Source organism: Pseudomonas sp. IT-P171, assembly GCF_949767765.1.
In the GTDB taxonomy this organism is placed as follows: domain Bacteria; phylum Pseudomonadota; class Gammaproteobacteria; order Pseudomonadales; family Pseudomonadaceae; genus Aquipseudomonas; species Aquipseudomonas fluorescens_B.
Genome location: NZ_CATKQN010000055.1, coordinates 407,958 through 431,168 on the forward strand (window position 1 = coordinate 407,958; position 23,211 = coordinate 431,168).

Here is a 23,211-nt window from a genome sequence, read left to right on the forward strand (position 1 = left end):
AGAGAGAAACCCTATCGTGACCCTTCGCAAGTATCAGAACCACACGCCACTGCTGGGCAAAGGCGCTTTTGTCGACAGTTCGGCGGTGGTGATCGGCGACGTCGAAATCGGCGATGACAGCTCCGTTTGGCCGCTGACGGTGATCCGTGGCGACATGCACCGCATCCGTATTGGCGCACGCACCAGCGTGCAGGACGGCTGCGTGCTGCACATCACCCACGCCGGGCCGTTCAACCCTGATGGCTTTGCGTGTTTGATCGGTGATGACGTGACCATCGCGCACAAAGTCATGCTTCACGGATGCAGCGTGGGCAGTCGGGTGCTGATTGGCATGGGCAGCATCGTCATGGACGGCGCTGTGGTCGAAGACGATGTGATCATCGGCGCCGGCAGCCTGGTTCCGCCGGGCAAACGCCTGTCCAGCGGCTTTCTGTATGTCGGCAGCCCGGTGAAACAGATCCGTCCGCTGACTGACAAGGAACGAGCCTTTTTCACCTACAGCGCGGCGAATTACGTGAAGCTCAAGGATCTGCATCTGGCTGAAGGCTACGACCAGATCTGACCTCGACGCCCATATTCAGGATTCAACATGCATTACCAAACCATTTTGTTCGACCTCGATGGCACCCTGACCGATCCGCGCGAGGGCATCACCCGCTCAATCCAGTTCGCCCTGAGCAAGCTGGGAATTGACGAGCCCGACCTGACCCGACTCGAACATTTCATCGGCCCGCCGTTGTTGCAGGCGTTCATGCAGTTCTACGACTTCGACGAACCCAAAGCCTGGGAGGCGGTGAATTTCTATCGCGAGCGCTTCAAGGTTACCGGCCTGTATGAAAACCGCGTATTCGATGGCGTTACGCCGCTGCTGGAAACCCTCGGAGGGCAAGGGCGCCAGCTGTACATCGCGACCTCCAAGCCGTGGGTCTTCGCCCGGGAAATCGCCCGGCACTTCGACTTCGCCAAACACTTCAAAGTCATTTACGGCAGCGAACTGGATGGCACGCGGACCAACAAGGTCGAGCTGATTGCCCACCTGATGGCCGAAGAAAACCTGGACCCGGCGAACACCCTGATGATCGGCGATCGCAAACACGACCTCATCGGCGCGCGCAGCAACGGACTGGATGCCGCGGCGGTGGGTTATGGTTTTGGCAGCCGGGAAGAGTTGAGCGCAGAAGCGCCGACGTATCACTTTGAAACGCTGGATGAGATGCATCAGGCGTTTTTGCGGCACTGACACTCAAATGTGGCGAGGGTGCTTGCGCCCGTTGGGTCGCGTAGCGGCCCCAGGATCGGCAAGAACGCCACTGCGACGGCTTCGCCGCCGAACGGGAGCAAGCTCCCTCGCCACAGAATTACTTGCCCGTCAGTTTTTTTAGCGCTGTCTTACGCTCACCAACGGGCAATGCACCCAGCTTCTCTACCGCTGCATAAAACTTCACCCAATCCCCATCCACTTGCCTGAACAACGCCGCAAACGCCGGTACCCATTGGTCGTACAAACCAAACGGTAACAACCGGGCGTTGTTCATCGGTGCGTTGATCCAGGCGTCGTAGCGTTTGTCACCCGTCCATTGGCTATCGCGTAACTGCCGGTATTCGGTGCGCAACCGCTCGAACTCGGCTGCTTTGCGTTGACGCATCAGCTCGCTGGCCAGCGGCTGTGCGTATAGCTGTTCAAGCCGCGTACGAGTGTCCAGCACCAACTGAATAAACTGATCCCGCCGCTGCGCCAGGGCGCCATTGTCCGGCGCCAACCCGCGATGGGCACGCCACTGCCGAGTGCCTTCCTGTTCCACGAACGTGGCGAAAGACTCGTTGAACTCGGTGTCGTCCTTCACATAAAAACGCTGATGCGCCAACTCATGGAAGATCAAGGTCGCCAACCGCTCATCGCCCCAACCCATCATCGAACTGATGATCGGATCGTTGAACCAGCCGAGCGTCGAATAGGCCTCGACACCGCCGATCGATACGTCCATATCTTGCAGTCGCAGCAATGCTGCCTCGCCACGGGCCGCGCTCTGGCTGTAATAGCCGCGATAGGCCACGCAACCGGCGATGGGGAAACAATGGTTTTGCGGTGTGAGGGAAAATTCCGGCGTGGCGAACACGTTCCAGACTACGAACGGTCGGCCAATGTCAGCGTACAAGCGGTAGCTCTGGTTATCCGGCAGATGCAGATGCTGGCTGGCGAACGTTCTTGCCTTTTGCGACTGGGCCAGATGCGCACGCAGCTTCTGATCGCGAGCAGGGTCGGCAATCACCTCGGTAACCGGTTCCCGAGCCCGCAGCAATTGCAGCTGACCACTGGCCAATTGGCCGTAATAGCTGAAGCTGGCGCAGCCGTTGAGCAACAAAAACAACACACCCGGAAACAAAACGCGCAAAACGCGATCAAGTAACCCAAGGCTTGGAAGCGGCCTGATCAAAATAAAATCATCCCTGGAGAGTCTGCCCGCAAGACTATCCCGCCTGACTGGAGCTCCGCTATGCGCAAGATGATGCTGACGGGAGGCCTGTTGATGCTGACAGGCTGTGCAGGATTCGGATTACCCCACCCTGATCCCGCTCAAGCGTGGATCGATCTCCATACGCAGCAACAAGACACCGCGCTGCAAGCGCTGGAAGTCGATGACAAGGCCTCCACCGACAAGCGCTATTTTGAGGTGCAACCCGGCAGCCATGAGTTGACGGTGCGTTATCAATTCCCGGTCGAGCCGAGCAACATCGGGCCTGACGCCGAGCCGCTGTGGCGCGATTGCCAGCTGAATGTGAAATTCAACGGCTTCCATGCGGGTGAGAAATATCAGCTGCAAGCAGGGAATATCGGTTTTCGGCCGTGGGCCAAGCTCTACGACCAACAGCGAAAAGTGATAGGCCAGGGCACACCGGCAGGCTGCCAACGCACTTGATCAGCGCTATGCTGAATGACCAATCCTCTGGACATTCATCATGCGCAGGTTGTTGCTATTGCTCGCGGCAGGCGCCATCGCCGGTTGCCAGAGCCCGTTGCCGGCGGTCAATCCACAGATGGCGTGGGTCGAATTCTCGACGCCATTCCCCAACGATAAGTTGCTGATGGCGGAGCGACTGGACAAGCAGCGATTGCGCGATGGGCGTTTCTTCCAGGTGACGCCCGGCAGCCATGAACTGGTCGTTCGTTTCGACTTTGAAGTGCCCGGTGGCGGGGGCTTGGGTGTGATGAATGGTCCTTCGGAGCGGTTGTGCTACCTGACCATCCACTACGAGCATTTCGAAGCAGGCCAGCGTTATGTGCTGGAAGGCCGCTCGATAGCGTTCACGCCCGGCGCTCGGTTGTATAACGCCAAGCGCGAAATCGTCGCTGAAGACCGAGAGTCCTATTGCCTCATGTGAAGCGTATCAGCGCTCGTTTTTCTGGTAGATGATGGCTTTTCTACCGTAGTCGCACGTGCCGACGACCATCGCGGCGTCATGCTTGTCGGCTTCTTCCTTCGACACGATTTCCAGCGTGTAGGAGGGCACGGCATTCGCCTGAATCTTCACTTCGATCTCATTCTTGAGTTCTTCGCAATCTTTGGGCGCTGCAAACGCTGAGGTCGTAAGCACACCGCAGATAATTGCCAAGGCAAAACGTTTCATGGTTGAAGCTCCTTTGAGGCAGCACGCAGGTTGATGCGTTTTCGCTGCTGTCATTTATTCGACCACAGTCACGCCAGCCGGGTTTTGTTTCAGCGCAAAAAAATCGCAGCCTGTCGAAGGCTGCGATCACTTATCGCGACAACGCGGATCTAGCTGACCAGTGTGGCATCCAGACTGATCTTCGCATTCAGCACTTTGGACACCGGGCAGCCTTCTTTGGCTTTATTGCTCAGCTCCTCGAACTGCGCCTGGGTCGCGCCAGGAATTTTCGCCTTGAGGATCAATTTCACCGCCGTGATCGCGAACCCGCCGTCCACTTGGTCCAGCGTGACCTCGGCATTGGTATCGATGCTGTCAGCCTTGAGACCGGCATCGCCGAGAATCATAGAAAATGCCATGGAGAAACAACCGGCGTGGGCCGCGCCGATCAGCTCTTCCGGATTAGTGCCCTTGCCGCCCTCGAAACGAGCCTTGAAGCCGTAGGGCGCTTCTCTGAGAACACCGGTTTCCGTGGAAATCGAGCCGATGCCGGTTTTCAGATCACCTTCCCAATGCGCCGATGCTTTCTTGGTAATAGCCATGTCTGCCTCCTCAGGATCCAGCGCGAAGCGTCGCGCCTTCGTGGTTTTCGGTTGCTAGGGTTCTGAGGATAGACGGTGGTGCAAAGTTCACCTGATCTCATAAATCCTACCGTTTACGTAGGATTTTTTGCCTTGGCTATTGAAACTCGGGTATATGCCCTCATTGCATGAAACACGCTTATGGATTCGGCAGGTTTTCGTTTACAAGAAAAAACCTGCGTCCTCAATTTGGAGAAGCAGGTTTATGAAACGACTGTCCGACATCAAATTCTCGACCCTTGACCTTGTGCCCGTGCGCGAGAATGGCAGCGCAGCCCAGTCCCTGCGTAACTCTCTGGACCTGGCGCAGCACGTCGAAAAATTCGGCTACAACCGTTTCTGGGTCGCCGAGCACCACAACATGGATGGCATCGCCAGTTCGGCGACCTCGGTGCTGCTTGGGTATCTGGCCGGCGGCACGTCCACCATTCGGGTCGGCTCCGGTGGCGTGATGTTGCCCAACCACGCGCCGCTGGTGATTGCCGAGCAGTTCGGCACGCTCGAAAGCCTGTATCCGGGCCGGATCGACCTCGGTCTGGGCCGCGCCCCCGGTTCCGATCAGATGACCGCCCGCGCCTTGCGCCGTGAGCGCTCCGGCAGTGCGGACGATTTCCCTGAAGATGTGGCGGAGCTGGTGCGTTACCTCGGCCCACGCACACCGGATCAACGGATCATTGCTATGCCGGGCACGGGCACCAATGTCCCGGTCTGGTTGCTGGGCTCAAGCTTGTTCAGTGCACAGCTGGCGGGTGAGCGCGGTTTGCCCTACGCCTTCGCTTCCCATTTCGCACCGCGTTTCATGCATGAGGCGATTCGGGTCTATCGCAATCACTTCAAGCCTTCGGCGGTATTGGATAAGCCTTATGTGATGCTGGGTGTTCCGCTGGTAGCGGCTGACACCGACGAGCAGGCCGAATATCTGGCAACGTCGGTCTATCAGCGCATCCTCGCACTGATGCGTGGCCAAAGCCTGGTGCAACGTCCGCCGGTGAAAACCATGGACGGCCTGTGGCTGCCCCATGAGAAAGACGCGGTCCATGATTTCCTGGGGCTGGCGATGGTCGGCAGCCCGCAGAAAATCCGCGCCAAACTGGACGTGTTGATTGAGCAGACCCAGGCGGACGAGCTGATTTTTACCTGCGACCTGTACGAACATGCCGATCGCGTGCATTCCTACGAGCTGCTGGCGCAGGTCATGAAAGGCTGACACGCAAGCAGCGCACAAAAAAGCCGACGCAATCGCGTCGGCTTTTTTCGTTATCGACGGAATCCATCTACCGCTTGTAGACGATTTCCTTGGAACCTTTCTCACAGGTGCCGACGACTTTTCCGTCAGTGGACGTGCCTTTATCAACGATTTCCAGTGAGTAGCCAGAAACGCCTTGGGCATCGAGCTTCGCTGCAATTTCGGCTTTCAGCTCTTCACATGGCTTGCCGTCAGCAAACGCTGTACCCGCGAGGCTCAACAAACCTACCGCCAACATAAACATCTTCATCGGTCGCACTCTCTGGTCGGATCAAAGGGAGCATCCAGCCATCAGCCGGATGCACTCATGTAGCGCTTTGCCATTCCGTATGGCACTCGGCCAGCGCGCAAGTTCAGAAGACTCGCTCAAACTCAGCTGCTGGCAATCCGGAACCCGACTTTGAGCGTTACCTGGAAGTGTGCAGCCTTGCCGTCCTTGATGTGCCCGCGGGTTTCGGTCACTTCAAACCATTCCAGGTGCTTGATGCTCTTGTTGGCTTCGGCCAGCGCGTTGTTGATGGCGTCTTCAATGCTGCTGGTGGATGAGCCGACAAGCTCGACTTTCTTGTAAGTGTGATGGTCAGTCATGGGCGTTCTCCTTGGGGTATGAAATACAGCCTAGCAGTGATTTTTCCTATTACTTCTGTCGGCTACTTCCACGCAGAAGTTCAGATTTACTGCACTTTCTCGAACCCCTGGAGTCCCAACCAACACACGCCACTCATCACCAATGCAGGAGAGCCACCATGGCCAACACCTCTTTACGTAAAGCCTCATTGCAAAGCATGGAAGCCGAGATCGAGAGTCTGCTGAAGTCTTTGGAAAACCTGAAGGACGACGCCTCGGACGAGTCGCGTAAAACCCTCAAGGCCTTGAAAGCCAACGCCGAGAGCGCCCTGAAGCATTCGCGTCATCTGCTCAGCGATGCGTACGAAGAAGTCAAAGTCAAAACCCGTGAAACCGGGATTGCCACTCGGGACTACGCCCAGGAACATCCTTGGACTACAGCCGGTGTCGCTGTGGGTGCGCTGGGTCTGCTCGCGGCTTACCTGCTGTGCAAACGCGGCGATTAATCTGCTTGGCGCAGTTCGTTTTTGAGCCACTGCGCCAGTTGCCGAGCGCGTCCGTCCGCGGCGCGCTTGGGTAGCCACAACGCCAGTTGCGCCGGGGTTTCACTGAAGCCCCAGGGCGCAACCAGGCGACCGGCCTTCAAGTCTTCGGCCACCAGCGGTTCAGGGGCAATCGCCACGCCCAGCCCGGCCACTGCCGCCTCCAGCAAATAATACAAATGCTCGAAACCCTGCCCGTACTTCAACGCTTTGCCGTCGAGGCCGCTTTGCTGCGCCCAGCTTGGCCATGCCTGCGGGCGTGAAGTGGTGTGCAGCAACGGCTCGCTCAGCAATGCGCTGGCCGGCGCCTGTTGAAGCCGTTCGTAACCGGCGAAGCGTGGACTCATGACCGGGCCGATGCGTTCGCTGGCCAATTCGTAAACCTGCATGTCCGCAGGCCATGGCGGCTCGGCGAACACCAGCAAAGCGTCCAGCCCCGGACGACGGGGATCGAGATCGCCTTCTCCGGCAGACAGGTGCAGGCGCAAGTCCGGTAGATCAGCATTCAACCGGCCCAACCGCGGGATAAACCAGCGCGCGAGCAGACTTCCCGAACAGCCGAGCACGAACGGGGCGTCGGCGGTGCTTTGGGTCAGTTCAGCGCAGACCGTGCGCAATCGCTCGAAGGCTTCAGCGCTTGCATCGCGTAAGCGCACACCGGCATCTGTGAGTTTAAGGCCGCGACCATCCTTGATGAACAGACTCACGCCGAGATGCGCTTCCAGCACTTTCAATTGTCGGCTGACTGCGCCATGGGTGACGTGCAGTTGCTCGGCAGCCTGACTGACGCTGTTCAGGCGGGCAGTGGCTTCGAATGCGCGAAGCGCGTTCAGCGGGGGAAGATCGTGGCTCATGGGATCTGTGAGTTTTCCTGACAGGTTGTGGCGATCTTATCGGTTTTCAGGCTGAGGCGTCAGGGGTAGAGTTGACTCCATTGTCATCTCACGCATTCAACTGGAGCGACCCATGACCCAGACTAATCTGCGCAACGGCCCCGACGCCAACGGCCTGTTCGGCTCGTTCGGTGGCCGCTACGTCGCCGAAACCCTGATGCCGTTGATCCTCGATCTGGCTCGCGAATATGAAGCGGCCAAGGAAGATCCGGCATTCAAAGAGGAATTGGCCTACTTCCAGCGCGACTACGTCGGACGTCCGAGCCCGCTGTATTACGCCGAACGCCTGACCGAGTTCTGCGGTGGCGCGAAGATTTATCTGAAGCGTGAAGAGCTGAACCACACTGGCGCGCACAAGATCAACAACTGCATCGGGCAGATCCTGCTGGCCCGGCGCATGGGCAAGAAACGCATCATCGCCGAAACCGGCGCCGGCATGCACGGCGTGGCGACCGCCACCGTGGCCGCGCGTTTTGGCCTCGACTGCGTGATCTACATGGGCACCACCGACATCGAGCGCCAGCAAGCCAACGTATTCCGCATGAAACTGCTGGGCGCCGAAGTGATTCCGGTGGTCGCCGGCACCGGCACCCTGAAAGATGCGATGAACGAAGCGCTGCGTGACTGGGTGACCAACGTCGACAGCACTTTTTACCTGATCGGCACCGTGGCCGGTCCGCACCCTTACCCAGCCATGGTCCGCGACTTCCAGTCCGTTATCGGCAAGGAAACCCGTGATCAACTGCAAGCCCAGGAAGGCCGTCTGCCGGACAGCCTGGTGGCGTGCATCGGCGGTGGCTCCAACGCCATGGGCCTGTTCCACCCGTTCCTTGATGACAAGAGCGTCGAGATCATCGGTGTCGAAGCGGCCGGTTACGGTATCGAAACCGGCAAGCACGCGGCCAGCCTGAATGGCGGCGTACCGGGCGTACTGCACGGCAACCGTACCTTCCTGCTGCAGGATGACGACGGCCAGATCATCGATGCGCATTCGATCTCCGCCGGCCTCGACTATCCAGGCATCGGCCCGGAACACGCCTGGTTGCATGACATCGGTCGCGTTCAATACACCTCAGTGACCGATCACGAGGCCCTCGACGCATTCCATAAATGCTGCCGTCTTGAAGGGATTATTCCGGCACTGGAAAGCGCCCATGCCTTGGCCGAAGTGTTCAAACGTGCACCGACCCTGCCTAAAGATCACCTGATGGTGGTCAACCTGTCCGGCCGTGGCGATAAAGACATGCAAACCGTGATGCACCACATGGAACAATCAAAGCAGGAGAAACACTGATGAGCCGCCTGCAAACGCGTTTTGCCGAACTCAAGGAACAAAACCGCGCCGCCCTGGTGACCTTCGTCACCGCTGGCGACCCGAGCTATGACACGTCCCTGGCGATCCTCAAAGGCTTGCCCGGTGCTGGCGCCGACGTGATCGAGCTGGGCATGCCCTTCACCGATCCTATGGCCGACGGCCCGGCGATCCAGCTGGCCAACATTCGTGCCCTGGGTGCCAAACAGAACCTGGCGAAAACCCTGCAAATGGTGCGCGAGTTCCGTGAAGGCAACAGTGATACGCCACTGGTGCTGATGGGTTACTTCAACCCGATCCACATGTACGGCGTGCCACGTTTCATCGCTGACGCCAAAGAGGCCGGCGTGGATGGTCTGATCGTGGTCGACCTGCCGCCCGAGCATAACGGTGAACTGTGCGACCCCGCCCAGGCTGCTGGTCTGGACTTCATTCGTCTGACCACCCCGACAACCGACGATGTACGCCTGCCGACAGTCCTGAACGGCAGCTCCGGTTTCGTCTACTACGTGTCTGTGGCCGGTGTGACCGGTGCCGGCGCGGCGACGCTGGAGCACGTTGAAGAAGCGGTTGCGCGTCTGCGTCGCCACACTGATCTGCCGATCAGCATCGGTTTCGGTATTCGTACACCCGAGCAAGCGGCGTCTATCGCGCGTCTGGCCGACGGTGTCGTGGTGGGTTCGGCGTTGATCGATCACATCGCTAATGCATCGACGCCAGAACAGGCGATTGATGGCGTGTTGAGTCTTTGCTCGGCGCTGGCCGATGGCGTGCGTAAGGCCCGCGTCAGCTGAAGGTAAAGTTCCTGATACAGAGGAATTAGAGCCTCGCGGCACAGACTAAACAGCAAGACCGAGGGCTTCAGGACTACGTTCTGAAGCCCTTTTTGCTGTAGGTGCAGTGAGGAAAGACCTGATGAAAATGCCGAAACGTCTGATTGCCAGCCTGGGCGTACTGATGCTCAGTGCCACCCCTTTGCTGCACGCCAGCGCCGATCAGCGCGACGATCACGACCGCGGCGGCCAGCAACAAGGCCATTACGACAACCACGGCGATGATCATCGCGGCCCGCAGGACAACCATCGCGGCGGCCCTCCGCCACGGGACTTTGGCCCGGTGCGTCAGACGATCCGTGACAATCATGGCTATTTCGTACGCGGCGCGCCGCCGCCTCCCGGCATTCATCTCGTACGTGGTCGGCCTTTGCCGCGCGGTTATTACGGAGAGCGTCTGGATCATCGCGCGTTGAGCCGACTGCCGTATTACCCGGGTTACGAATGGCGGCGCGCGGGTGGCGACATTGTGCTGATCGCGGTGGGTACCGGCATCGTCTATGAAATTCTGGAAGGGGTTTTGTAGTGCTGGAGGGACGCGCTTTTGCGTAATGCCAAAAAAGATCGCAGCCTTTGGCAGCTCCTACACAGGATCGCAATCCCGTGTAGGAGCTGCCGAAGGATGAGATCTTTTGAAGTTCACGGCAACTCCAACCCACCCGATGCTTTATGCAGTTTCCGCAAATGTTCGCCAACCTGTTTCAGGTTGGCTTCGTTGGCGGCCATCTCTGCGGCTCGGCTCGGTTCGAGCAACGCTCTCACTTCTTTGTCCAGATCGCCGGTCAATGCCTGAAGCTGTTTCTGCCGCAGGCTGCTTTCCGACTCCAGGCGTTGCCATTCGCTGGGCTGCGGCAATCCATAACCGCCAGTGCCGAGCAGCTCTGCCGGCCGGCTGAGAAAGCCGCTGTTGGCGAGGATCTGCTGCAACGTCGCGTTGGCTTTGTCCATGCCGCCGTTCTTCAACTCCCTAGCGCCCAGGTAGCGTTGTTTCACTTCGTCCTGAGCCAGCACCAGTTGTTGTCGGAACGCGGCCTGCTCCAGCAACAGCAACGCCGCGCTGGTGCGCAGGTCAGCCTGATCAATCCATTTGCGGCGCTCTTCGGCCTTCAATGCCAGCCAGTCTTCGACCTTGTCCTGTTTGATCGGCAAGTGCTTCTTCAGCACTTCGAACATCGCTTGATAACGATCACGGAAAGAGTCGAAGCGATAACCAAGCCGCAGCGCTTCGCGAGGATCATCCAGCACGCTGGTATCCGCCAGTCCGCGTCCCTTGAGCACTTCCAGCAAGCCGTTGGGCATGATGTTGTCCAGCCCGACCAGCTTCGCGTTGTTGGTACCGCTGCGTAGCAACTTCAGGCCTTCCACCGCACAGTTGTTGGACAGGAAGAAGTAATTGCCGTCGTAGCTCCAGTGCATCTCGGCGGCGTGTTCCACCACGTCTTCAATCTCGTTGCGCGACAAATTCAGCGGCACCGAGGCGAGGCTGCGCAATTCGGTCTTGGTGTACTCGTCGATCACTTGGGCCAGCGGCAGGACGAACAGGCGCGACGGGTATTTGCCGACCAATCCGTCCCAGCTCGACAGCTGTACGTCACCCACGAAGGCCCGGTAGGACAACACCAGGTGCTGATCCAGATCCAGCCGGCAATCCGGCCCGCGTGGCCGGCCCGGTGCGCAGATCACCAGGCGCAACATGCTGTGGCCCCAGCGGCTGACCCAGTTCTGGTTGGCTTCGGCCAACAGATAGTCCACGGCATACACCCGTTCCGGGTCGACCTGGCCCAGGGGTTGTTTTGCGAAATCGTTGCCGGCGTTGAGGAAGGCGAAGGATTTGCCGCAAGTATCTTTGGCGGCAGGTGCCCAGCCGAAATGTTCTTTGTAGTAGCGGTACAGCGCAGGACGGCGACAAGCGTAGCTCGGGTCGAGGAGGAAGTACTCCATGTTGACCGCGACGAACTCTTTGGGACTGCTCGTTTCGTAAATATCCGGGCTGCGGGCGATCTGTCGATTGTTCTGTTCGCGTTCGCCGCGACGGCCGACGTATTGCGGCCAGCCCGCGAGGTCGAGCAGACGCGGGTCATCGCTAAGGGTAAAGCGTCGGGAAGATTGGCCACGGCATTCATCCGGAATGCCGACCAGTCCGGAACTGTTGTTACGTCGGGTGCAGCGTTGGATCAGCGTGCGTTCGGCAGCTGGCCAAAAACGCGAGCGGTCATAGATGTGGGTAAGTTCGTGCAGCACCGTGGCCAGCATTTCGCGGCGGACGGTGCCGTGAGGACGATAAGTCTTTTTGGTTGCAGCGCTGCCATCGGTGAGGCTGGCAAGCAGGTTGCGGTTGAGGTCGAGCTCGGATACCAGCGATGCCTGGCCGTAGGCGTTGCTCGGCATGTCATCGGTCCAGCCGACGTCGATGCGCCGGTCGAGTTGTTCGATGAACCGCGGCGGTAGCGCCTGCATGGCTTCATCAAGCAGCGCCTGGCTGGCCTGTTGTTCCGCAGGGCTCAAACCTTCTGTCTTGAGATGTAATTGCAGGCCGGCCTGGGCCGTATTGCCGAGCAGCAACACGACCCCGGCCAGGAGCCAGGCACTTATCGACCTCACAGTGCGAGGATGGCTTCGGCGAGTACCTGGTCACTGGCGTCCCGGGCTTCCGGTACGCGGGTGCGCAATGTGTTGAAGGCCGCTTCAAGGTGCGCACCACGGATTTCACCCTCACTGGCGACGAAACTGGCTGCATCGTCGTGGGCTTCACGAACGATTTTCGAATCACGGATCGACGTCGTGGTGTCGGACGTGAAATCGAGTGTTCGCTGGGTGGCGTTGATGATGATGTTACTGGTGGCTACCAGGGTGTGCGCCTGGGCCAGATCGGCCAATAACAGCAGGCCAAGGGTGGCGACAATCAGCGGGCTACGCATGGAACGACTCCGGAGGAACAAGGATAACTATTGGACGAGAATAGCCTGTGCCAGTTCAAGATCGCTTGCATGAAGTTTTGGCTGGACCCGACGCAGGTAAACCAACGCGGATTCCAGTTGTGCTCCTCGCAATTGGCCGTCACTGGCAATGAATGACGCGGCGTCATCCCGGGCGGCCAGCAGCAGCTTACGGTCGAAAGGGGCGGAGGTCACCATGCTGGTGGCGTAGCCTGTGGCCACGAGACCCTGTGTCGTCAGGTCAAAGGCATGGGCCGTGCCTGCCCAGCAGGCCGCCATGAAAACCGGTGTAATCAGTAGATGTGTAGGAAAACGCATGGGACTCGACAGTTGAAAGCGAGTCCAAAGGCTAGCGCAACGCCCGGTTTAGAGCCAGCGTCGAAACATTGGGACACGTTGGGCGTGTCCCAAGAGGAAATGACGTTTTAGATCGTCAGAATAGCCTGAGCCAGTTGAGCATCCGTTGCATTCAACCCCGGCGCCTGATGGCGAATGTGGTCGAGTGCGCTTTCCAGTTTCACGCCGCGAATGGCGCCTTCGCTGGCGACAAAACTGGCCGCGTCATCGCGGGCGGCACGGACGATCTTGTCATCCCGAAAGGACGACGTGACATCGGAAGTGGCGTCGGACGTGGCCTTGAGTGCACCGACGACAGCATCGGTGGTGACGATGAAGCTGGTGGCGTGGGAATTGGCAGCCACGGCAAGCAGGGCTGCAGCGCTGAGCAGACGAAGACGGGACATGGTGTAACTCCTTTGGGTGAACCGATTGAGAGGTGGCGCGGTATCTGTTGAGTCAGACGCCTGTCGCGCAGTCATCGCCACGTTCTGGATTGATATTAGGCCTGTAGACAGCGGTTCGCACAGTCCCGTCTGTTCAGGTGAGACTTCAGCGCCAGAACGGTTTATCCAGTTCCCTGACACGATCGGAATGACTGATGCCCAGGTCAGACAGCTGCCTGCCATTGAGTTGCGCCAGTAAACGCCGGGTTCTGGCTCTCTCGATGCTGTCGGCGAGGCTTCTGAACATTCTTCTTGTCCAGGTAAATCGGGGCGTCGATTGCGGGGTGTCAGCGGCAAGTTCCAGTAGATGATTCATGGTGCAGTCCTTTTGCGGGCAGGTCGGGATTTCATGATGATCCCGCCGGATATCCCGGAACAGACACACTCAAGTGAAATTGTACTGGTTCAATTGTATTGTTGTGTTAACTGTACCTGTTGAAAGGTAGGGTTATTGTTTGGGGGGATTTTCCGGCCCAAAAACGACAAAACCCGTCGCGGTTTCCCACGACGGGTTTTGTTTGTTCAATTCGGGTGCTGGCGGTTGATCTTAAGGATCAGAGCCAGCGACGCTAACTTAGCGCCAGAACGGCTTGCTCAGCTCTTCGTAGCGTTGTGCTTCGCTAATCCCGGCGTCAGCCAGCAGACGCGAATCCAGACGGGCCAGTTGGTGGCGGCTGGAGATGCGGCGCTGCCACAGCATCAGGTTGGCGATAACGCGAAGAGGCATGGAAGCCTGGGTTTTTGCAGCGGTGTCTTCGAAGAACAGATCGGAACTGAGTGTACGTTCCATGGTTTTCATCCTTCCGCTTGTGGCGGGATTAGGTAGTGGTTTAACTGATGCCAATGATCCTCTCGTTTGGCCAGTCTCTCTAGATACAGTTCACCTGTATTGTGAGGGACCAGTTAACTGTTAAAGAGTGGTGTACTGGTCAAAATTGAGGCAACTGTACCTATCTGCACTTATATGGTGCATTTATTGGGATTGTGGTCGGAAAGGTAGGCAATTACGGTAGGAAATGACCGGTACAGCAGTACAGTTTTAAACACTTATCTGCCTGACAGTAGCAAGCTGACGAAACTGTGTTTGCGTCAGCCGCTATCTGTATCAATTACACGGCGAGCATCCGCCCGGTTTCTTCCAGATTCATGTGCCAGCTCAGTGCGTCACGCAGGATATGCGGGGTGTGTCCGCCAAGTGCACAGGCGGCGGTGAAGTAATCATTCAGGGCTTGGCGATAGTCCGGGTGCACGCAATTATCGATGATGACGCGAGCCCGTTCCCTTGGGGCCAAGCCACGCAAGTCCGCCAGACCCACCTCGGTTACGAGGATGTCGACGTCATGCTCTGTGTGATCGACATGGCTGACCATTGGCACCACGCTGGAGATCGCGCCGCCCTTGGCGATCGACTTGGTCACGAAGATCGCCAGATGCGCGTTGCGCGCGAAGTCGCCCGAACCGCCAATGCCGTTCATCATCCGTGTGCCACAGACGTGGGTGGAGTTGACGTTGCCGTACAGATCAAACTCCAGCGCGGTGTTGATGCCAATGATCCCGAGCCGGCGCACCACTTCCGGGTGGTTGGAAATTTCCTGCGGACGCAGGACCAGCTTGTCCTTGTAGCGCTCCAGGTTACCGAACACATCGGCATTACGACGGCTCGACAAGGTGATCGAACTGCCTGAGGCAAAACTCAGCTTGCCGGCGTCGATCAGGTCGAAGGTCGAGTCCTGCAACACTTCGGAGTACATGGTCAGGTCTTCGAACGGCGAGTCGATCAGGCCGCACATCACGGAGTTGGCGATGGTGCCAATGCCGGCCTGCAGTGGGCCGAGTTTGTTGGTCATTCGCCCGGCCGCCACTTCCTGCTTGAAGAAGTCGATCAGGTGGTCGGCAATGGCCTGAGTGTCGACGTCCGGTGGCAGCACGGTCGAAGGCGAGTCGGACTGGTTGGTGATCACGATCGCGACGATCTTTTCCGGCGGGATCGGAATGGCGGTGCTGCCAATACGATCGTCGACCTTCACTAATGGAATCGGCGTACGGGTCGGGCGGTACGTCGGTATATAGATGTCGTGCAAACCCTCGAGGTTCGGGTTGTGCGCCAGGTTGATCTCGACGATCACGTGTTTGGCAAAAATCGCGAAACTGGCCGAGTTGCCCACGGAAGTGGTCGGTACGATGTGGCCTTGCTCGGTGATTGCCACGGCCTCGATGACGGCGATGTCCGGCAGCTTCAGCTGCTGGTTGCGCAATTGCTCCACGGTTTCCGAGAGGTGCTGGTCGATGAACATGACTTCGCCGGCGTTGATTGCCTTGCGCAAAGTGCTATCGACCTGGAATGGCATGCGTCGCGACAGAACGCCGGCTTCGGTGAGCTGTTTATCGAGGTCGTTGCCCAGGCTGGCACCGGTCATCAATGTGATTTTCAGCGGGGTGACTTTGGCGCGTTCGGCCAATGCGTGAGGCACGGCCTTGGCTTCACCGGCGCGAGTGAAACCACTCATGCCGACGGTCATGCCGTCCTCAATCAGAGCGGCAGCATCGGCGGCGCTCATCACCTTATCCAACAACGAAGGCAAGCGAATACGATCACGGTACATGGGTTGTTATCTCGGGTAACGGAAGCAAGGTGTGCAGTCTAGTGGCTTGAAAAAAATCCGTCCCGCTACCATGGTCGAATGCCGAGCCCTGATTTAGAGCCTTTGGTCGGGTTTCACGGGGAATAAAAAAACCCCAGCCTACTAAAGGCTGAGGTTTTGGGTATTGCGTTGGAGCAGGTTTTACTCGACGGCTTTGACCATGTCTTCGATGACCTTTTTGGCGTCGCCGAATACCATCATGGTTTTGTCGAGGTAGAACAGTTCGTTGTCCAGGCCGGCATAACCGCTGGCCATCGAACGCTTGTTGACGATGATGGTCTTGGCTTTGAACGCTTCAAGAATCGGCATGCCGGCAATCGGCGATTTCGGATCGTTCTTCGCGGCCGGGTTGACCACGTCGTTCGCGCCGAGCACCAGCACCACGTCGGCCTGACCGAACTCGGAGTTGATGTCCTCCATCTCGAACACCTGGTCATAAGGCACTTCGGCCTCGGCCAGCAAGACGTTCATGTGGCCAGGCATCCGACCGGCCACCGGGTGAATCGCGTACTTCACGGTCACGCCGCGGTGGGTCAACTTCTCGGTCAGTTCTTTCAGTGCGTGCTGTGCCCGCGCTACCGCCAGGCCGTAGCCCGGAACGATGATCACCGTATCGGCGTTGGTCAGCAGGAAGGTCGCATCGTCAGCCGAGCCGGATTTCACCGGACGGGCTTCCTTGGCGCCTGCAGGACCGGCTTCGGCTGTGTTGCCGAAACCACCGAGCAGCACATTAAAGAAGGAGCGGTTCATCGCCTTGCACATGATGTACGAGAGGATCGCACCGGACGAACCCACCAGCGAGCCGGCGATGATCAGCATCGAGTTGTTCAGCGAGAAACCGATCCCCGCTGCTGCCCAGCCGGAATAGCTGTTAAGCATCGATACCACCACCGGCATGTCTGCGCCGCCGATCGGGATGATGATCAGCACGCCCATCACGAAGGCCAGGGCCAGCATCAACGCGAAAGCGCCGAGGTTGCCGGTCATCATGAAGGTGATGCCCAGTGCGAGCGTTGCCAGACCCAGCAGCAAGTTCAGCTTGTGTTGGCCGCTGAACTGTACTGGTGCGCCTTGGAACAGACGGAACTTGTACTTGCCCGAGAGCTTGCCGAACGCGATCACCGAACCGGAGAAGGTGATTGCACCGATGGCCGCGCCGAGGAACAGCTCCAGGCGGTTACCGGCAGGAATCGCATCGCCCAGTTGCTTGACGATGCCCAGCGATTGCGGCTCGACCACCGCCGCGATGGCGATGAATACCGCGGCCATCCCGATCATGCTGTGCATGAAGGCGACCAGTTCCGGCATCTTGGTCATTTCAACGCGCTTGGCCATGATCGAACCGGCCGTGCCGCCGACCAGCAGGCCGACGATGACGTAACCGATGCCGGCGGTGGCAAGCTCTGCGCCCAGCTTATAGATGAGACCCACGGTGGTGAGGATCGCCAATGCCATGCCGAGCATGCCGTACAGATTGCCGCGCCGTGACGTGGTCGGGTGCGACAGGCCTTTCAAGGCCTGGATGAAGCAGATGGACGCGATCAAGTAGAGCGTCGTTACAAGGTTCATGCTCATTACTTGGACGCCTCTTCTTTTACCGCTTTCGGGGCTTTCTTCTTGAACATCTCAAGCATCCGGCGAGTCACCAGGAAGCCACCAAAAACGTTCACCGCTGCCAGAGCCACCGCCAGGGTGCCCATGGTCTTGCCCAGAGGCGTGACGGTCAGCGCCGCTGCCAGCATGGCGCCGACGATCACGATCGCCGAGATGGCGTTGGTCACGGCCATCAATGGCGTGTGCAGTGCAGGCGTAACGTTCCAGACCACGTGATAACCGACATAAATCGCCAGCACGAAGATGATCAGGTTGTAGATACCGGGGGAGATAAGCTCTTCCATCGTCTGAATCCCTGCTTAGGCGTTTTTGCGGATGACTTGGCCGTCGCGGCACATCAGGCACGCGGCGACGATGTCGTCTTCGAGGTTCACTTCGAACTGGCCTTCTTTGTTGAAGACCAGCTTCAGGAAGTCCAGCAGGTTGCGTGCATACAGTGCCGAAGCATCTGCCGCGACTTCACCGGCCAGGTTGGTCGGGCCGCAAATGGTCACGCCATTCTCGACCACCACCTGATCCGCCACGGTCAGCGGGCAGTTGCCGCCCTGGGCCGCGGCGAGGTCGATGACCACGGAGCCTGGCTTCATTTGCGCCACGGTTTCCGCACTCAACAGCGTCGGTGCCTTGCGGCCCGGAATCAGTGCGGTGGTGATGACGATGTCAGCCTGTTTCGCGCGCTCGTGCACCGCCAGGGCCTGGCGCTGCATCCAGCTCGCAGGCATTGGGCGTGCGTAACCGCCAACACCGACGGCGCATTCACGCTCTTCATCAGTCTCGTAAGGCACGTCGACGAACTTGGCGCCGAGGGATTCGATCTGCTCTTTAACCGCAGGACGCACGTCAGACGCTTCGATCACCGCACCCAGACGTTTCGCCGTAGCGATTGCCTGCAAGCCGGCTACACCCGCGCCGAGAATCAGCACGCGCGCCGCTTTCACGGTGCCCGCAGCGGTCATCAGCATCGGCATGAAGCGTGGGTAGTGGTGAGCGGCCAGCAACACGGATTTATAACCGGCGATGTTGGCCTGTGAGGACAGCACATCCAGGCTCTGGGCGCGGGAGGTGCGCGGCGCAGCTTCCAGTGCGAAGGCGGTAATGCCGCACTCAGCCAGCTTGGCAATGGTTTCATTGCTGAACGGGTTGAGCATGCCCACCACAACGGTGCCGCTTTTAATCAGCGTCAGCTCGCTGTCGCTGGGGGCGACCACCTTGAGAATCAGCTCGGCACCAAACGCATCGTTGGCGCTGCCAATAATTGCGCCTGCCGCTTCATAAGCACTGTCGACAACACTGGCCTTAATGCCGGCGCCGCTTTGCACAGTGACCTTATGACCTTGGCCGATCAGCTTCTTGATGGTTTCCGGGGTTGCAGCAACCCGTGTTTCACCCGTCTGGGTTTCGAGAGGAACACCAATGTGCACGTCAAATCTCCTGCGTGATCTTATTGATTAAACCCAGGCACTTCGGATGGTGCAGCTGGGGCGGCCGATCAGCACGATCCCGCCAAATCAGGGCGGGGCGCGGCATTTTGCAGGCGAACTTTGTGCCCTTCAAGGGATTATGACGGGTGACGGAAAATTAACTACAAGTCACCCCGTGACCGAATGTCGCAACCAACCGGTTCAATCCCTTGCAGGCCGTGCCTTGTAAGGATTCTGGCCGAAATACAAGAATTTACACATCGGCACGGTGAATGGGTTGGTATTGCCATTGAATAGCGGCTCAAGGCCACGTTTTCAGGCGCTTGTGGGACGTTTGTACCGGTTCTAGGTACAGTCTGCGAATATGCGACAAAAACTTATATCTGTAGGGCTTTGAAATTGCTGACTACGAGGTCAGCTAATGCCGGTAAGCCTTTATTCCTCTAGGCTGTAGCTCTGTGCCTGATTAACTAGCCAGTCGCGAAATGCCTTCAAGGACGCCGATTCGACCTTTCGCTCAGGAATCATCAAGTAATACGCCTTGATGCTGGACAGTGCCTGTGTGTTCGCAATCACCAGTCGCTTCTCCGCCAGTTCGCGCTGAATCAGGAACGGCGGGATCAAGGCGATCCCCATGTCGTGCATCGCCGCTTGGGCAAGCATGGAGAATAGCTCGTAGCGCGGTCCTGTCATGTCTCGCGGGATATTAAGGTTCTGCGAGTTGAACCATTGGCGCCAGGCGTAGGGGCGGGTGGTTTGTTGCAGCAGGGGCAGTTCGGCAATTTCAGTGGGGGTAAGGTTTGTCTTTTTACCCAGTAGGGTGGGGCTGCACACGGGCATCGGATTTTCGCCCATCAGCCTGTGGGATTCAGTGCCTGACCAGTCCGCATCACCAAAATAGATCGCCGCATCGAAATCGGTGTCGGCAAACAGGAAGGGGCGGGTGCGGTTAGTGAGGTTGACCGTCACTTCCGGATGTTTTTGCTGGAAGTCCTTGAGTCTTGGCAACAGCCATTGGGTGCCGAAGGTCGGCACAACCGCCAGCTCGATCACGTTGGCACCTTGCTGGCCCATGACCGACAACGTGTCACGCTCAACGGCATCCAGCTGGGTGGCGACCCTGCGGCTGTAGGAAAGTCCTGCTTCCGTCAGCTTGACCCCACGTCGGGAGCGTCGGAACAATTCCACGCCTAGGAACTCCTCCAGGCTGGCGATCTGTCGGCAAATCGCTCCTTGGGTGAGTGAAAGTTCCTGGGCTGCCTTGGTAAAACTCTCGTGGCGTGCAGCCGCTTCAAAGCTGATCAGGGCCGTGGTGCTGGGAATCTTTCTGCGCATGTACGTCAACCTCACTAATACATCGCATTAAAGCTGCTTCGCGACGTTTCGGAGTGAGAAATTAGCACAACAGTATGCAAAATCCTCGTTTGCGGTGACGCCGAAGCGGGCCTAGGATCAGTCCACGTTATTTGACCCGATACGAGAGGACACACTCATGGGCGGTAAAGCTAGCTTCAACTGGATTGATCCCCTGCTGCTGGATCAACAGCTCACCGAAGAAGAACGCATGATCCGCGACACCGCCGAGCAATTCGCTCAGCAAAAGCTCGCGCCGCGTGTTCTTGAAGCATTCCGCCATGAGAAAACCGATCCGGCAATCTTCCGCGAGATGGGTGAAGTCGGCCTGCTGGGTGCAACCATTCCTGAGCAGTATGGCGGCAGCGGCCTGAACTACGTCAGCTACGGCTTGATCGCCCGAGAAGTCGAGCGCGTCGATTCGGGTTATCGCTCGATGATGAGCGTGCAGTCCTCTTTGGTGATGGTGCCGATCAATGAATTCGGTACTGAAGCCCAAAAGCAGAAGTACCTGCCAAAACTCGCAACGGGTGAATGGATCGGTTGCTTCGGCCTGACCGAGCCTGACCATGGTTCCGACCCCGGCTCGATGATTACTCGTGCACGCAAAGTGGAAGGCGGCTACAGCCTGACCGGCAGCAAGATGTGGATCACCAACAGCCCGATCGCCGACGTGTTCGTGGTCTGGGGCAAGGACGACGCGGGCGACATCCGTGGCTTCGTTCTGGAAAAAGGCTGGAAAGGCCTGAGCGCTCCGGCGATCCACGGCAAGGTCGGCTTGCGTGCGTCCATCACGGGCGAGATCGTCATGGACAACGTGTTTGTCCCTGAAGAGAACATTTTCCCTGACGTCCGTGGCTTGAAAGGCCCTTTCACTTGCCTCAATTCTGCGCGTTACGGCATTTCCTGGGGCGCCCTGGGTGCTGCGGAATTCTGCTGGCACACCGCGCGCCAGTACACCCTGGATCGTCAGCAATTCGGTCGCCCGTTGGCCGCTACTCAGCTGATCCAGAAGAAGCTGGCCGACATGCAGACAGAGATCACCATGGCGCTGCAAGGCTGCCTGCGTCTGGGTCGCATGAAAGATGAAGGTACGGCTGCGGTGGAGATCACTTCGATGATGAAGCGCAACTCCTGCGGCAAGTCCCTGGACATTGCCCGGATGGCGCGGGACATGCTGGGTGGTAACGGCATCTCCGACGAATTCGGCGTGGCCCGTCACCTGGTCAACCTGGAAGTGGTGAATACCTATGAGGGTACGCATGACGTCCACGCGCTGATCCTCGGTCGTGCGCAGACCGGCCTCCAGGCGTTCTATTAATAGGAGAACGGCCATGGGCGCGCTTTCGCATCTACGGGTACTGGATTTATCGCGGGTGCTGGCCGGGCCCTGGTCCGGGCAGATTCTGGCGGACCTCGGCGCCGAGGTGATCAAGGTCGAGCGTCCCGGTAATGGCGATGATACGCGCGCCTGGGGCCCTCCGTTTCTTAAAGACGCCTATGGCGAGAACACCAGCGAGGCCGCCTATTACTTGTCGGCCAATCGCAACAAGCAATCCGTAACCATCGACTTTACGCGCCCGGAGGGGCAGAAGCTGGTGCGTGAGCTGGCGGCCAAGTCGGACATCCTGATCGAGAACTTCAAGGTCGGTGGTCTGGCGGCTTATGGGCTGGACTATGAGTCGCTCAGGGCAGCGAACCCGAATCTGATTTACTGCTCGATCACGGGGTTTGGTCAGACCGGCCCATATGCCAAGCGCGCGGGTTATGACTTCATGATCCAGGGCTTGGGCGGCCTGATGAGCCTTACAGGTCGGCCGGAAGGAGATGAGGGGGCGGGGCCGGTGAAAGTCGGCGTGGCGCTGACGGATATTCTGACCGGGCTCTACTCGACTGTGGCAATCCTTGCGGCACTGGCTCACAGGGATCATGACGGCGGCGGCCAGCATATTGATATGGCACTGCTGGATGTTCAGGTGGCTTGTCTGGCTAACCAGGCGATGAATTACCTGACGACGGGCAACGCGCCGAAGCGGCTGGGTAATGCGCATCCAAACATCGTGCCCTATCAGGACTTTCCTACGGCAGACGGCGATTTTATCCTCACTGTGGGTAATGATGGGCAGTTCCGCAAATTTGCTGAAGTGGCCGGGCAGCCGCAGTGGGCGGATGATCCGCGCTTTGCGACCAATACGTTGCGGGTCGCCAATCGGGCGGTGCTGATTCCGTTGATCCGCCAGGCTACGGTGTTCAAGACTACGGCTGAGTGGGTGTCGCAGCTGGAGCAGGCTGGCGTGCCGTGTGGCCCGATCAATGATCTGGCGCAGGTGTTTGCCGACCCTCAGGTAAAAGCACGCGGTTTGGCGATCGAGCTGCCTCATTCCTTGGCAGGGATGGTGCCGCAGGTGGCAAGCCCGATTCGCCTGTCCGAGACGCCGGTGGAGTACCGCAATGCTCCTCCTTTGCTGGGTGAGCATACGTCGGAGGTATTGCTGCGAGTGTTGGGTCTGGACGCTGGCGCGGTAGCTGCTTTCAAAGAAGCCGGGGTGCTCTGAAGATTTCTTCTATATAGAGGGAGTGGTTTCCCTCTCCTATATAGAGGAAAACAGTCTGTTTTCTGGCTTTCTGCAAGTTATTGATAGAAAAGCCAAGTCAGGGGTTGACGGCAGATTCTGGAAGTCTATAATTCGCCCCACTTCCGGCGCAGTCGAAACGGAAAACTCCTTGGCAAACAAAGAGTTACGCAGTTTTCGACAGCGAGTTGCTTCGGTTCATCGAAGCCCAGAAGGAGTTGGTCAGGCAGTGTGTTGTCGCTTGATTGAC

28 protein-coding genes are annotated in these 23,211 nt (G+C 58.4%); 11 read left to right on the top strand and 17 right to left on the bottom strand.

Annotated elements, in window-relative coordinates; translation table 11 throughout:
• Positions 1-16: 16 nt before the first annotated feature.
• Positions 17-562, top strand: a complete 546-nt coding sequence (locus ACM6I5_RS24130; protein ID WP_017341788.1) for a gamma carbonic anhydrase family protein — start codon at positions 17-19, stop codon at positions 560-562.
• Between the two features lie 27 nt (positions 563-589).
• Positions 590-1,240 carry an HAD family hydrolase gene (locus ACM6I5_RS24135; protein ID WP_414884841.1) on the top strand — a complete coding sequence of 217 codons (651 nt, stop codon included), beginning with the start codon at positions 590-592 and terminating at the stop codon, positions 1,238-1,240.
• A 118-nt stretch (positions 1,241-1,358) separates the two neighbouring features.
• Here ACM6I5_RS24135 and ACM6I5_RS24140 read toward each other — a convergent pair whose 3' ends face one another.
• Positions 1,359-2,435 (bottom strand): aminopeptidase, encoded by a 1,077-nt coding sequence (locus tag ACM6I5_RS24140; RefSeq protein WP_414884842.1) that lies wholly within the window; start codon positions 2,433-2,435, stop codon positions 1,359-1,361.
• A 60-nt stretch (positions 2,436-2,495) separates the two neighbouring features.
• Between ACM6I5_RS24140 and ACM6I5_RS24145 the strand changes: the two genes are divergently transcribed.
• On the top strand, positions 2,496-2,918 hold the full coding sequence (locus ACM6I5_RS24145) for a hypothetical protein (RefSeq protein WP_017341791.1): 423 nt from the start codon (positions 2,496-2,498) through the stop codon (positions 2,916-2,918).
• A gap of 40 nt (positions 2,919-2,958) precedes the next feature.
• Entirely contained in the window at positions 2,959-3,381 is a 423-nt protein-coding gene (locus tag ACM6I5_RS24150; protein ID WP_414880274.1) for a hypothetical protein, read from the top strand.
• Positions 3,382-3,387: 6 nt separating this feature from the next.
• Here the strand turns inward: ACM6I5_RS24150 and ACM6I5_RS24155 are convergent, their stop codons facing one another.
• Entirely contained in the window at positions 3,388-3,627 is a 240-nt protein-coding gene (locus ACM6I5_RS24155) for a DUF1161 domain-containing protein (protein WP_017341793.1), read from the bottom strand.
• A gap of 149 nt (positions 3,628-3,776) precedes the next feature.
• Positions 3,777-4,208: an OsmC family protein gene (locus tag ACM6I5_RS24160; RefSeq protein WP_008152515.1), complete on the bottom strand. Its 432-nt coding sequence runs from the start codon at positions 4,206-4,208 to the stop codon at positions 3,777-3,779.
• Between the two features lie 244 nt (positions 4,209-4,452).
• On the opposite strand from ACM6I5_RS24160, the gene ACM6I5_RS24165 reads away from it, so the two are divergent.
• On the top strand, positions 4,453-5,454 hold the full coding sequence (locus ACM6I5_RS24165) for an LLM class flavin-dependent oxidoreductase (protein ID WP_008027732.1): 1,002 nt from the start codon (positions 4,453-4,455) through the stop codon (positions 5,452-5,454).
• A 67-nt stretch (positions 5,455-5,521) separates the two neighbouring features.
• Here ACM6I5_RS24165 and ACM6I5_RS24170 read toward each other — a convergent pair whose 3' ends face one another.
• Both ACM6I5_RS24170 and ACM6I5_RS24175 read right to left on the bottom strand, forming a co-directional pair.
• Positions 5,522-5,743 (bottom strand): DUF1161 domain-containing protein, encoded by a 222-nt coding sequence (locus tag ACM6I5_RS24170; RefSeq protein ID WP_017335794.1) that lies wholly within the window; start codon positions 5,741-5,743, stop codon positions 5,522-5,524.
• 122 nt (positions 5,744-5,865) lie between these two features.
• A complete protein-coding gene (locus ACM6I5_RS24175; RefSeq protein ID WP_010465710.1) occupies positions 5,866-6,081 on the bottom strand; it encodes a dodecin in 216 nt (71 codons plus the stop codon).
• Positions 6,082-6,239: 158 nt separating this feature from the next.
• Between ACM6I5_RS24175 and ACM6I5_RS24180 the strand changes: the two genes are divergently transcribed.
• Positions 6,240-6,566 carry a DUF883 family protein gene (locus ACM6I5_RS24180; protein WP_008027738.1) on the top strand — a complete coding sequence of 109 codons (327 nt, stop codon included), beginning with the start codon at positions 6,240-6,242 and terminating at the stop codon, positions 6,564-6,566.
• On the opposite strand, the gene ACM6I5_RS24185 is transcribed toward ACM6I5_RS24180, so the two are convergent.
• Positions 6,563-7,456, bottom strand: coding sequence for a LysR family transcriptional regulator (locus tag ACM6I5_RS24185; RefSeq protein WP_017335795.1), 894 nt, complete (start codon positions 7,454-7,456; stop codon positions 6,563-6,565). The genes ACM6I5_RS24180 and ACM6I5_RS24185 overlap by 4 nt on opposite strands.
• 112 nt (positions 7,457-7,568) lie before the next feature.
• On the opposite strand from ACM6I5_RS24185, the gene trpB reads away from it, so the two are divergent.
• The 3 genes from trpB (at position 7,569) to ACM6I5_RS24200 (ending at position 10,166) form a co-directional block, all read left to right on the top strand.
• Positions 7,569-8,789 (top strand): tryptophan synthase subunit beta, encoded by a 1,221-nt coding sequence (trpB, locus tag ACM6I5_RS24190; RefSeq protein ID WP_017335796.1) that lies wholly within the window; start codon positions 7,569-7,571, stop codon positions 8,787-8,789.
• Positions 8,789-9,601, top strand: a complete 813-nt coding sequence (gene trpA, locus ACM6I5_RS24195) for a tryptophan synthase subunit alpha (protein ID WP_414880270.1) — start codon at positions 8,789-8,791, stop codon at positions 9,599-9,601. Before trpB ends, trpA begins: the two co-directional genes overlap by 1 nt.
• A gap of 121 nt (positions 9,602-9,722) precedes the next feature.
• Complete coding sequence (locus ACM6I5_RS24200; RefSeq protein ID WP_017335798.1) at positions 9,723-10,166, top strand: anti-virulence regulator CigR family protein; 444 nt, start codon at positions 9,723-9,725, stop codon at positions 10,164-10,166.
• A gap of 113 nt (positions 10,167-10,279) precedes the next feature.
• On the opposite strand, the gene ACM6I5_RS24205 is transcribed toward ACM6I5_RS24200, so the two are convergent.
• From ACM6I5_RS24205 to ACM6I5_RS24255, 11 genes are all read right to left on the bottom strand, one after another.
• Positions 10,280-12,241 (bottom strand): DUF4105 domain-containing protein, encoded by a 1,962-nt coding sequence (locus ACM6I5_RS24205; RefSeq protein ID WP_017335799.1) that lies wholly within the window; start codon positions 12,239-12,241, stop codon positions 10,280-10,282.
• On the bottom strand, positions 12,238-12,558 hold the full coding sequence (locus ACM6I5_RS24210; protein WP_017335800.1) for a DUF2388 domain-containing protein: 321 nt from the start codon (positions 12,556-12,558) through the stop codon (positions 12,238-12,240). The genes ACM6I5_RS24205 and ACM6I5_RS24210 overlap by 4 nt, the downstream gene beginning before the upstream one ends.
• A gap of 27 nt (positions 12,559-12,585) precedes the next feature.
• Positions 12,586-12,894 (bottom strand): DUF2388 domain-containing protein, encoded by a 309-nt coding sequence (locus ACM6I5_RS24215; protein ID WP_017335801.1) that lies wholly within the window; start codon positions 12,892-12,894, stop codon positions 12,586-12,588.
• Positions 12,895-13,001: 107 nt separating this feature from the next.
• Positions 13,002-13,319: a DUF2388 domain-containing protein gene (locus ACM6I5_RS24220; RefSeq protein WP_017335802.1), complete on the bottom strand. Its 318-nt coding sequence runs from the start codon at positions 13,317-13,319 to the stop codon at positions 13,002-13,004.
• 145 nt (positions 13,320-13,464) lie between these two features.
• Positions 13,465-13,674, bottom strand: coding sequence for a DUF1127 domain-containing protein (locus ACM6I5_RS24225; RefSeq protein WP_017335803.1), 210 nt, complete (start codon positions 13,672-13,674; stop codon positions 13,465-13,467).
• A 258-nt stretch (positions 13,675-13,932) separates the two neighbouring features.
• Complete coding sequence (locus tag ACM6I5_RS24230; RefSeq protein ID WP_007947887.1) at positions 13,933-14,148, bottom strand: DUF1127 domain-containing protein; 216 nt, start codon at positions 14,146-14,148, stop codon at positions 13,933-13,935.
• A 319-nt stretch (positions 14,149-14,467) separates the two neighbouring features.
• Entirely contained in the window at positions 14,468-15,961 is a 1,494-nt protein-coding gene (locus ACM6I5_RS24235) for an acetyl-CoA hydrolase/transferase family protein (protein WP_017335804.1), read from the bottom strand.
• A gap of 180 nt (positions 15,962-16,141) precedes the next feature.
• Positions 16,142-17,575, bottom strand: coding sequence for an NAD(P)(+) transhydrogenase (Re/Si-specific) subunit beta (locus ACM6I5_RS24240; protein WP_017335805.1), 1,434 nt, complete (start codon positions 17,573-17,575; stop codon positions 16,142-16,144).
• On the bottom strand, positions 17,575-17,898 hold the full coding sequence (locus tag ACM6I5_RS24245; RefSeq protein ID WP_017335806.1) for an NAD(P) transhydrogenase subunit alpha: 324 nt from the start codon (positions 17,896-17,898) through the stop codon (positions 17,575-17,577). The genes ACM6I5_RS24240 and ACM6I5_RS24245 overlap by 1 nt, the downstream gene beginning before the upstream one ends.
• 15 nt (positions 17,899-17,913) lie before the next feature.
• Positions 17,914-19,035 (bottom strand): Re/Si-specific NAD(P)(+) transhydrogenase subunit alpha, encoded by a 1,122-nt coding sequence (locus tag ACM6I5_RS24250; protein WP_017335807.1) that lies wholly within the window; start codon positions 19,033-19,035, stop codon positions 17,914-17,916.
• Positions 19,036-19,470: 435 nt separating this feature from the next.
• Entirely contained in the window at positions 19,471-20,370 is a 900-nt protein-coding gene (locus tag ACM6I5_RS24255; RefSeq protein ID WP_017335808.1) for a LysR family transcriptional regulator, read from the bottom strand.
• Between the two features lie 157 nt (positions 20,371-20,527).
• Here ACM6I5_RS24255 and ACM6I5_RS24260 point away from each other — a divergent pair, with 157 nt between their 5' ends.
• Positions 20,528-21,709 carry an acyl-CoA dehydrogenase gene (locus ACM6I5_RS24260; protein WP_017335809.1) on the top strand — a complete coding sequence of 394 codons (1,182 nt, stop codon included), beginning with the start codon at positions 20,528-20,530 and terminating at the stop codon, positions 21,707-21,709.
• Positions 21,710-21,722: 13 nt separating this feature from the next.
• Positions 21,723-22,943, top strand: a complete 1,221-nt coding sequence (locus ACM6I5_RS24265; RefSeq protein ID WP_017335810.1) for a CaiB/BaiF CoA transferase family protein — start codon at positions 21,723-21,725, stop codon at positions 22,941-22,943.
• Positions 22,944-23,211 lie beyond the last annotated feature (268 nt).

What these genes read in the sequence shown, in the direction of transcription:
- ACM6I5_RS24180 (WP_008027738.1), top strand. Translation starts at nt 6,240, where the DNA reads ATGGCCAACACCTCTTTACGTAAAGCCTCATTGCAAAGCATGGAAGCC.
- ACM6I5_RS24155 (WP_017341793.1), bottom strand. Translation starts at nt 3,627, where the DNA reads ATGAAACGTTTTGCCTTGGCAATTATCTGCGGTGTGCTTACGACCTCA.
- ACM6I5_RS24160 (WP_008152515.1), bottom strand. Translation starts at nt 4,208, where the DNA reads ATGGCTATTACCAAGAAAGCATCGGCGCATTGGGAAGGTGATCTGAAA.
- ACM6I5_RS24150 (WP_414880274.1), top strand. Translation starts at nt 2,959, where the DNA reads ATGCGCAGGTTGTTGCTATTGCTCGCGGCAGGCGCCATCGCCGGTTGC.
- ACM6I5_RS24215 (WP_017335801.1), bottom strand. Translation starts at nt 12,894, where the DNA reads ATGCGTTTTCCTACACATCTACTGATTACACCGGTTTTCATGGCGGCC.
- ACM6I5_RS24210 (WP_017335800.1), bottom strand. Translation starts at nt 12,558, where the DNA reads ATGCGTAGCCCGCTGATTGTCGCCACCCTTGGCCTGCTGTTATTGGCC.
- ACM6I5_RS24175 (WP_010465710.1), bottom strand. Translation starts at nt 6,081, where the DNA reads ATGACTGACCATCACACTTACAAGAAAGTCGAGCTTGTCGGCTCATCC.
- trpB (WP_017335796.1), top strand. Translation starts at nt 7,569, where the DNA reads ATGACCCAGACTAATCTGCGCAACGGCCCCGACGCCAACGGCCTGTTC.
- ACM6I5_RS24170 (WP_017335794.1), bottom strand. Translation starts at nt 5,743, where the DNA reads ATGAAGATGTTTATGTTGGCGGTAGGTTTGTTGAGCCTCGCGGGTACA.
- ACM6I5_RS24145 (WP_017341791.1), top strand. Translation starts at nt 2,496, where the DNA reads ATGCGCAAGATGATGCTGACGGGAGGCCTGTTGATGCTGACAGGCTGT.
- ACM6I5_RS24225 (WP_017335803.1), bottom strand. Translation starts at nt 13,674, where the DNA reads ATGAATCATCTACTGGAACTTGCCGCTGACACCCCGCAATCGACGCCC.
- ACM6I5_RS24235 (WP_017335804.1), bottom strand. Translation starts at nt 15,961, where the DNA reads ATGTACCGTGATCGTATTCGCTTGCCTTCGTTGTTGGATAAGGTGATG.
- ACM6I5_RS24165 (WP_008027732.1), top strand. Translation starts at nt 4,453, where the DNA reads ATGAAACGACTGTCCGACATCAAATTCTCGACCCTTGACCTTGTGCCC.
- ACM6I5_RS24255 (WP_017335808.1), bottom strand. Translation starts at nt 20,370, where the DNA reads ATGCGCAGAAAGATTCCCAGCACCACGGCCCTGATCAGCTTTGAAGCG.
- ACM6I5_RS24220 (WP_017335802.1), bottom strand. Translation starts at nt 13,319, where the DNA reads ATGTCCCGTCTTCGTCTGCTCAGCGCTGCAGCCCTGCTTGCCGTGGCT.
- ACM6I5_RS24230 (WP_007947887.1), bottom strand. Translation starts at nt 14,148, where the DNA reads ATGGAACGTACACTCAGTTCCGATCTGTTCTTCGAAGACACCGCTGCA.
- ACM6I5_RS24185 (WP_017335795.1), bottom strand. Translation starts at nt 7,456, where the DNA reads ATGAGCCACGATCTTCCCCCGCTGAACGCGCTTCGCGCATTCGAAGCC.
- trpA (WP_414880270.1), top strand. Translation starts at nt 8,789, where the DNA reads ATGAGCCGCCTGCAAACGCGTTTTGCCGAACTCAAGGAACAAAACCGC.
- ACM6I5_RS24265 (WP_017335810.1), top strand. Translation starts at nt 21,723, where the DNA reads ATGGGCGCGCTTTCGCATCTACGGGTACTGGATTTATCGCGGGTGCTG.
- ACM6I5_RS24200 (WP_017335798.1), top strand. Translation starts at nt 9,723, where the DNA reads ATGAAAATGCCGAAACGTCTGATTGCCAGCCTGGGCGTACTGATGCTC.
- ACM6I5_RS24240 (WP_017335805.1), bottom strand. Translation starts at nt 17,575, where the DNA reads ATGAGCATGAACCTTGTAACGACGCTCTACTTGATCGCGTCCATCTGC.
- ACM6I5_RS24245 (WP_017335806.1), bottom strand. Translation starts at nt 17,898, where the DNA reads ATGGAAGAGCTTATCTCCCCCGGTATCTACAACCTGATCATCTTCGTG.
- ACM6I5_RS24260 (WP_017335809.1), top strand. Translation starts at nt 20,528, where the DNA reads ATGGGCGGTAAAGCTAGCTTCAACTGGATTGATCCCCTGCTGCTGGAT.
- ACM6I5_RS24135 (WP_414884841.1), top strand. Translation starts at nt 590, where the DNA reads ATGCATTACCAAACCATTTTGTTCGACCTCGATGGCACCCTGACCGAT.